Source organism: Lysinibacillus sp. G1-3, from assembly GCF_056322905.1.
Window position 1 is genome coordinate 1 of the sequence record NZ_JBWHYQ010000048.1, and the last position, 1,445, is coordinate 1,445.

Genomic DNA, 1,445 nt, shown 5'->3' on the forward strand with positions numbered 1-1,445 from the left:
TGAAGTGACCCCTAAAAGTTAGACACGGTTATTTCATTAGGCAGCTTGGGTAAAATGAGTTCGGTATTGCACCGGACTCATTTTTAGTTTTGCCTTAATCCGTTTCGTATTATAGTAATTGATATATTTTTCTAATTCTATTTTAAAATGCTCTATACTTTCAAATTCCTTCATGTAAAGGAATTCAGATTTCATAATTCCAAAGAAATTCTCCATTACAGAGTTGTCGTAACAGTTTCCTTTACGAGACATACTTTGAACAATCCCTCTTGATTCTAAGGCGCGACGATATTTTTCCATTTGATAATGCCAACCTTGATCGGAATGTATGAGTAACTGGTGATGCTCAGGTAAACGTTCGAACGCTTTGTCCAACATGTCTGAAACAAGTGAATAGGTTGGTCTAGAGCCGATTGTATACGTGATAATTTCCCCGTTAAATAAATCTAAAACTGGCGATAAATAAAGCTTCTCACCGAATAATTTAAATTCCGTAATGTCTGTTACCCACTTTTCATTTGGGGCGTCTGCTTTAAAGTTGCGGTCTAAAATATTTGGCGCAATTTTACCAACTTTGCCTTTATACGATTTATACTTTTTCATACGTACTAAACATTTTAAACCTAACTCTTTCATGATACGTTGCACTTTCTTGTGATTTACTTTTTGCCCACGATTCGCTAGCTCGTCACGAATACGGCGATAGCCATAACGTCCCTCATGTTCTTCATAAATCGCCTTTATTTCTGCTTTTAAATCGGCATCTGGATCTGGTCGATTCATACGTTTTATTAAATCATAGTACGTACTTCGTGGAATTCCAGCGAGTTTTACAAGTGATTTCACCGAATATTTATGCCTTAACTCATAGACTACTTGTGCTTTGTCCTGTTTGGTGATTTTTCCTTGTTTTGAACTAAGGCATTCAACTTTTTTAAATACTCATTTTCCATTTCTAGTTGTTTAATACGTTCTTCAAGTGCTTCGGTAGAGCCTTCAATTGGTGCTTGTTTCGATTGTTTATTGAATTCTTTTTTCATGGATGGACGCCCCTTTTTCTTTGATTGAAGGGCATCTATTCCTTGAGTTTCATATTGCTTTCTCCAAACACTAATTGTTGAAGGGGCAGGTATTTTAAATATCGCTGCCGTTTCGTTTAAGGATGTACCGTTTTCAATCATAAAATTTAGTACATCCATTTTAAACTCTAGTGTGTAATTTGTATATGGCTGAACAAAAGCTTCAACACCATTGTATTCATATTGCTTAACCCATTTAAGGATTGCTTTATGATCAGTCCTCATAGATTTAGCTATATCATAAGAACTTTCCTTTCCACTTAAGTAACGCTCAACAGCTTGTAATTTATCTTCTGCAGTATATTTGATCATAAAAAAACTGCACCTCCAATTGTTAGATGTGTCTAACAATTGGGGAGCAGTTCA

1 protein-coding gene is annotated in these 1,445 nt (G+C 35.4%); it reads right to left on the bottom strand.

Annotated elements, in window-relative coordinates:
- Positions 1–36: 36 nt before the first annotated feature.
- Positions 37–1,391 (bottom strand): IS3 family transposase gene (locus tag ACVYAD_RS24940; RefSeq protein ID WP_476428284.1). Its coding sequence is split into 2 segments (ribosomal slippage): positions 37–938 and positions 938–1,391, totalling 1,356 coding nucleotides; the frame shifts between segments, so codons are not numbered across the junction.
- Positions 1,392–1,445 lie beyond the last annotated feature (54 nt).